Origin of the sequence: Pantoea wallisii, assembly GCF_002095485.1 — a bacterium.
GTDB classification, from domain to species: domain Bacteria; phylum Pseudomonadota; class Gammaproteobacteria; order Enterobacterales; family Enterobacteriaceae; genus Pantoea; species Pantoea wallisii.
On record NZ_MLFS01000048.1, the window covers coordinates 34,695 to 40,915 of the forward strand.

Sequence of the window (6,221 nt, forward strand, 5' to 3'; positions counted from 1 at the left end):
CCTAATTTGCTGCCCGTCGTGCTGGCGGGCAACACGAAGCTAAGTGAGCCAACATGTCGAACAAACCCTTCTTCTACCAGAACCCCTTTCCTCTCGCCAAAGATGATACCGAGTACTACCTGCTAAGCCGCGAACACGTTTCCGTGGCGAACTTTGATGGCGAAGAGGTGCTAAAGGTTGACCCTAAAGCGCTGACGCTGCTGGCGCAGCAGGCCTTCCACGACGCTTCGTTCATGCTGCGCGCTGCGCATCAGCAGCAGGTGGCGTCGATTCTGGCCGATGACGAAGCCAGCCAGAACGATAAATATGTCGCGCTGCAGTTCCTGCGTAACTCGGAGATCGCCGCCAAAGGCGTGCTGCCAACCTGCCAGGATACCGGCACCGCCATCATCATGGGTAAAAAAGGCCAGCGCGTATGGACCGGCGGTGGCGACGAAGCCGCGCTGTCACAGGGCGTCTATAACACCTTTATCGAAGATAACCTGCGCTACTCGCAGAACGCCCCGCTGGATATGTATAAAGAGGTTAACACCGGTACCAACCTGCCGGCGCAGATCGATCTCTACAGCGTGGATGGCGACGAATACAAGTTCCTGTGCATTGCCAAGGGTGGCGGCTCCGCCAACAAAACCTACCTGTATCAGGAAACCAAAGCGCTGATCACCCCGGCGAAACTGAAAAATTATCTGGTCGACAAAATGATGTCGCTGGGCACCGCGGCCTGCCCGCCGTACCATATCGCCTTCGTCATTGGCGGTACCTCAGCCGAGAGTACGCTGAAAACCGTGAAGCTTGCCTCGACCCACTATTACGATTCGCTGCCAACCGAAGGTAACGAGCACGGTCAGGCGTTCCGTGATGTGCAGCTGGAGCAGGAGCTGCTGGAAGCGTCGCAAAAGCTGGGCCTGGGCGCGCAGTTTGGCGGTAAATACTTCGCCCACGATATTCGCGTGGTGCGCCTGCCGCGTCACGGCGCCTCCTGCCCGGTTGGCATGGGTGTATCCTGCTCTGCCGATCGCAACATCAAAGCGAAAATCAACCGCGAAGGGATCTGGATCGAGAAGCTGGAAGACAATCCAGGCCGCTACATTCCGGAAGCGCTGCGTCAGCAGGGTGAAGGTGAGGTAGTGAGCGTTGATCTGAATCGCCCGATGAGCGAGATCCTTGCGCAGCTCTCCTCTTATCCGGTGGCAACCCGCCTGTCGCTCAACGGCACCATTATCGTGGCGCGTGATATTGCGCATGCGAAGCTGAAAGAGCGCATCGACAACGGTGAAGGGCTGCCGCAGTACATTAAAGATCACCCGGTGTACTACGCCGGCCCGGCCAAAACGCCAGAGGGTTACGCGTCCGGCTCGCTCGGCCCGACCACGGCGGGACGCATGGACTCCTACGTCGATCTGCTGCAGGCCAACGGCGGCAGCATGGTGATGCTGGCAAAAGGCAACCGCAGCAAGCAGGTGACCGATGCCTGCCACAAGCACGGCGGTTTTTATCTTGGCAGCATTGGCGGTCCGGCCGCGGTGCTGGCGCAGCAGAGTATTAAGAGCCTGGAGTGCGTGGAGTATGCTGAGCTGGGAATGGAAGCGATCTGGAAAATTGAGGTGGAAAACTTCCCGGCATTTATCCTGGTGGATGACAAAGGCAATGACTTCTTCCAGCAGATTCACAACCAGTGTGCGGCCTGCGTGAAGTAGTCACGACGGCACCGGCCACGTTAAAACGCTCCCCGGGAGCGTTTTTTATTGCCTGCCGCGTTACGCCTGAATGCAGCGGCTGTGCACATCCAGCAGGAGGTCAACGTCGTCATCGTTCTGGCCGATCACGTAGATGGCCTGACGCCCCGGCAGATTGACGGTAATGATATTTTGCTCCACCGCATCCAGCACCTCGTCGTGCTGCTCCTGATAGTCATACAGCGTGTTCATGTTTTCTCCTTAAAAACGGTGCGTCACTTTACGGACTCTCATCACTTAATATCGGCAAGAATCGGCTTAAAAACAGCGGAAAATTCTGCTTTGGTACTGGCGGCACTGTGTCAGGCAAAAATGACATTCTGATGAAGATAGCAGCGGATTGCGCCGCTGCCCGCATAATCAGAAGAAACCGAGCGGCTGCGTGCTGTAGCTCACCAGCAGATTTTTAGTTTGCTGATAGTGATCGAGCATCATTTTGTGGGTCTCGCGGCCGATACCGGATTTTTTATAGCCGCCAAACGCCGCGTGCGCCGGATAGAGGTGATAGCAGTTGGTCCAGACGCGTCCCGCTTTGATGGCGCGCCCCATGCGGTACGCCCGGTTGATATCACGCGTCCAGACGCCGGCACCCAGGCCGTAGATCGAGTCATTGGCGATCGCCAGCGCTTCCGCTTCATCTTTGAATGTCAGCACACCCACCACCGGGCCAAAGATCTCCTCCTGGAAGACGCGCATGCTGTTGTCACCTTTCAGCAGCGTTGGCTGGATGTAGTAACCGCTGTCAAACGCTTCGCCGATCTTCTCTACGCCGCCGCCGTGCAGCACTTCAGCACCCTCACGCTGTGCGATCTCCAGATAAGAGAGGATCTTATCGAACTGCTGCTGCGACGCCTGCGCGCCAATCATGGTTTCGGTATCCAGCGGATCGCCGCGCTTGATGGTTTTAATCCGCTTCATCACGGCGGCCATGAAGGGCTCAAAGATCGACTCCTGCACCAGCGCGCGTGACGGACAGGTGCAGACTTCACCCTGGTTGAGGAAGCCAAGCACCACGCCTTCGGCCGCTTTCTCAATGAAGCTCTCTTCGGCCTGCATGATATCTTCGAAAAAGATATTGGGGGATTTGCCACCCAGCTCGACGGTGGACGGAATCAGGCTTTTCGCTGCCAGCTCAAGGATATGCCCGCCGGTTGCCGTAGAACCGGTAAAGGCGATTTTAGCGATGCCCGGATGCGAAGCCAGCGCTTCGCCCGCCTCTTTGCCGTAGCCGTGAACCACGTTAATCACGCCCGGCGGCACCAGATCCCTGATCAGCTCAACAAACAGCGTGATGGAGAGCGGTGTCTGCTCGGCCGGTTTAAGGACAACGCAGTTGCCCGCGCCCAGCGCTGGCGCCAGTTTCCACGCGGCCATCAGCAGTGGGAAGTTCCACGGGATGATCTGCCCGACCACGCCCAGCGGCTCATGAAAATGGTAGGCAGCAGTAAACTCATCGATCTCTGCCGCCGACCCCTCCTGCGCACGCACGCAGCCGGCAAAGTAGCGGAAGTGGTCAACCGCCAGCGGCAGATCCGCAGCCAGCGTCTCGCGCACCGGTTTGCCGTTGTCCCAGGTTTCATTTACTGCGATGTATTCCAGATTCTCTTCCAGCCGGTCGGCAATTTTCAGCAGCAGCAGTGAACGCGCCTGCGGCGACGTTTTTCCCCACGCATCCGCAGCCTTACTGGCTGCGGCTACCGCATTATCGATATCCTGCTTATCGGAGCGCGGGAACTCGCCAATGGTCGAGCCGTTAATGGGCGTGGTATTAACGAAGTAGTTACCGTTTACCGGCGCGACAAATTCGCCGTTGATAAAATTGCCATAACGCGATTGCAGAGTGATCAGAGAACCTTGTTCTCCCGGAGCGGCATAACGCATGGTATTTCTCCTGACGGATAGCGTGGAATTAACAAGTATTAAACCTGTAATTAACATTGCGTGATCATCGTCAGCCTGTCAGATCGCACAGCGGGAAACTGTGACCGCACCGAAGGAAAATACGCGTGGAGAGGGCAAACCAGATCGCCATGCCGGGCGCCCCCGGGGAAGCGATATGACCGACTCCAGGGGCACATTCATACGCAGCGGGAAACGCACAGAAAATTCTGAGTTTGCCCGCCAGCGCGGCGAAAGGCGAAACATGGGCGATTTCTGTGGTCAATATCAGGCAGACCACTGAACAGGAGACTTCGATGCTGGCTTCAGCCCTGACCTTAATGCGCAATAAAGCGAACTTTGTTCAGCAATTTATCCGCAACCCGCGCAAAATGGGCAGCATCACGCCCTCTTCGGATGCGTTGTGCCGCACCATGTGCGAAGCTGCCGACTGGGATCGTGCGCTGCGCATTGCTGAACTGGGCGCGGGCGATGGCGTACTGACCCGGCACATTCTGGCGAACATGGCACCGCAGGCACAGCTTGATGCGTTTGAGATCAGCCCGGAGATGGCGGCAGGTTTACGGCAGTGGCGTGATACGCGCATGCAGGTGCGCGCCTGCTCGGCCGAATATCTCTCCGGCGAGTACGATGTGATCTTCTCGGGCCTGCCGCTGCTGTCGCTGCCTGCCAGCACGCGCGCGGCTATCCTCAGCGCCGTGCATGACGTGCTGGGCCCGCGTGGCCTGTTCATACAGTTTCAGTACACGTCGCTGACCCAGCCCGATTTGTCACGCTACTTCACCTGGCAACGCCAGCGGGTGCTAAAAAACGTTCCGCCGGCATGGGTCTACCGCTGCACCCGCCACTACGCGCCCTGAGCCCGGGCGCGCGACTGTGGTCGCGTCTGCAGCCAGAAGCGCCGCAGCAGTTCACGCGCCCAGTCGTCACCCGCGATCTGCTCGCCCGTATCCCCTGTCTCTGCCGGTAAACAGGCAGACATGATGTGAGGGGTGAACTCCGGATGGAACTGCACGGAGATCGCCTGCGCGCTGTAGCGCAGAATCTGGCAACCCTCCTGGGCAGAGTGTGCCAGCACCTGAGCATGACGCGGCGGCACCAGCACCGACTGGCGATGCGAAAGCCAGGCGGAGAAGGTATCAGGCAGGTGTGCCAGCCAGGGATCGCCCTGCCCGTTGCGGGTTAGCGTCTTCAGGCCACGCTCCCAGCCGTTCGGGTTATCCGCTACCTCGCCACCCAGCGCATAGGCCATCAGCTGATGGCCATAACAGACGCCCAGCAGCGGCAGCGCGGCCTCCAGCGCTGCGCGAATCCATGCGGCGGTGCGTTCGCTCCACTCGGCGTGGTCGGTTACCATCGCCCAGGAACCACTGAGGATCGCGCCGCTCACGCGATCAAATGCCGGCAGTGCTTCGCCAAGATGCGGACGCACAATCACGTAGTCAGCCGGCTGCAGCTGCAGCGCATCAATAAACCACGCGGGCTGTTCGCCAATTTTTGCCACCACGGCGGGCGGCGGGATTTCCAGTTGAATCAGGGCAAGGGGAAGTGCGCAGGTTTGTGTCATACCGAATACGGTCCTCTGAATGAACGTGTTTCGGACATCCACTCTGACAGCAAATGTGCGCCCTGTCCTGGTATTTTCCTGCATAAGGTACTTCGCAGGCGAAAAATAATCGGCCTGATGCCCGTGCTTCGTGCCATCATTAGGCGGTGATAACACTCTTTGCGTGAAGGATAACAGCGTGGCGGTGCGGCATTTCTTTCTGGTGCTGATGGTGGTTTCCATCTGGGCCTTTAACAACGTGGCGGTTAAGTGGGGCTTACTCGAACTTCCGCCGCTGTTTCTTACCTGGATGCGCTTTGTGGTGGTGGCAATTGTGCTGGTGCCATTCTGCCGCATTACGCGTCAGCAGCTACCCTGGCTGCTGACGCTGGCGTTCACCTTTGGCTTTATGCACTTCTCCCTGCTGTTTGTGGGCATGCGTTATACCGATGCCGGCACCGGCGCCATTGTGGTGCAGCTGGGCACGCCGATTGCCATGCTGCTGGCCATGGTGGTGCTGAAGGAGAAACTGCGGCTGGTACAGCTGATCGGTATCGCCATCTCCCTGAGCGGTGTGGCCGTGCTCTCCGGCAGCCCGACCATTCCTGCCTGGTGGGTGCTGTGTATCCTGCTGTGCAGCGCCACTGGCTGGGCGGTAAGCAATATGATTGTTAAAAAGTCTCCGCCGATTAAACCGCTTACGCTAACCGGCTGGATCTCTTTTCTGGCGGTGCCGATTGTCGGCGTGGCCTCGTGGCTGACCGAGTCACACCAGTTTTATGCCCTGAGCCACGCCGGCTGGCGCGGCTGGTTTGGCATCCTCTACAGCGCGCTGGCCTCCTCGGTTGTGGCCTACACGCTGTGGTATGCGCTGCTTAAAAAGTACAACGTCAATCTGATCATGCCCTACTCGCTGCTGACCCCGGTGCTGGCGGTGCTGATGGGCGTGCTGGTACTGGGTGATAGCATGAACAGCTTTAAAATAGTCGGCGCGTCGCTGGTGGTATTGGGCACGGCGATTGCGGTGATCAACCTGCGCA

The 6,221-nt window shown here is 58.4% G+C and carries 6 protein-coding genes; 3 read left to right on the forward strand and 3 right to left on the reverse strand.

The genetic code is table 11. From position 1 onward, the window contains the following. Window positions 1-53: 53 nt before the first annotated feature. Entirely contained in the window at window positions 54-1,697 is a 1,644-nt protein-coding gene (fumA, locus tag HA48_RS16150; RefSeq protein WP_128602238.1) for a class I fumarate hydratase FumA, read from the forward strand. Window positions 1,698-1,757: 60 nt separating this feature from the next. Here fumA and HA48_RS22215 read toward each other — a convergent pair whose 3' ends face one another. Then, window positions 1,758-1,928, reverse strand: a complete 171-nt coding sequence (locus HA48_RS22215) for a hypothetical protein (protein ID WP_167377159.1) — start codon at window positions 1,926-1,928, stop codon at window positions 1,758-1,760. 168 nt (window positions 1,929-2,096) lie between these two features. Then, the gene (gene exaC, locus HA48_RS16155) at window positions 2,097-3,617 is read right to left on the reverse strand and encodes an acetaldehyde dehydrogenase ExaC (RefSeq protein WP_128602239.1); all 1,521 of its coding nucleotides are present in this window, start codon (window positions 3,615-3,617) and stop codon (window positions 2,097-2,099) included. A gap of 314 nt (window positions 3,618-3,931) precedes the next feature. On the opposite strand from exaC, the gene HA48_RS16160 reads away from it, so the two are divergent. Beyond that, the gene (locus tag HA48_RS16160; RefSeq protein WP_128602240.1) at window positions 3,932-4,495 is read left to right on the forward strand and encodes a class I SAM-dependent methyltransferase; all 564 of its coding nucleotides are present in this window, start codon (window positions 3,932-3,934) and stop codon (window positions 4,493-4,495) included. On the opposite strand, the gene HA48_RS16165 is transcribed toward HA48_RS16160, so the two are convergent. Then, window positions 4,483-5,202, reverse strand: coding sequence for a glutamine amidotransferase (locus HA48_RS16165; protein ID WP_128602241.1), 720 nt, complete (start codon window positions 5,200-5,202; stop codon window positions 4,483-4,485). The two genes, HA48_RS16160 and HA48_RS16165, sit on opposite strands and share 13 nt — an antisense overlap. Window positions 5,203-5,380: 178 nt before the next feature. Between HA48_RS16165 and HA48_RS16170 the strand changes: the two genes are divergently transcribed. Beyond that, the coding region (locus HA48_RS16170) for a DMT family transporter (RefSeq protein ID WP_128602242.1) at window positions 5,381-6,221 on the forward strand (841 nt) is incomplete at its 3' end.

Bases quoted from the DNA above. Each gene is read 5' to 3' on its own strand.
- fumA (WP_128602238.1), top strand. From the start codon at position 54: ATGTCGAACAAACCCTTCTTCTACCAGAACCCCTTTCCTCTCGCCAAA.
- HA48_RS22215 (WP_167377159.1), bottom strand. From the start codon at position 1,928: ATGAACACGCTGTATGACTATCAGGAGCAGCACGACGAGGTGCTGGAT.
- exaC (WP_128602239.1), bottom strand. From the start codon at position 3,617: ATGCGTTATGCCGCTCCGGGAGAACAAGGTTCTCTGATCACTCTGCAA.
- HA48_RS16160 (WP_128602240.1), top strand. From the start codon at position 3,932: ATGCTGGCTTCAGCCCTGACCTTAATGCGCAATAAAGCGAACTTTGTT.
- HA48_RS16165 (WP_128602241.1), bottom strand. From the start codon at position 5,202: ATGACACAAACCTGCGCACTTCCCCTTGCCCTGATTCAACTGGAAATC.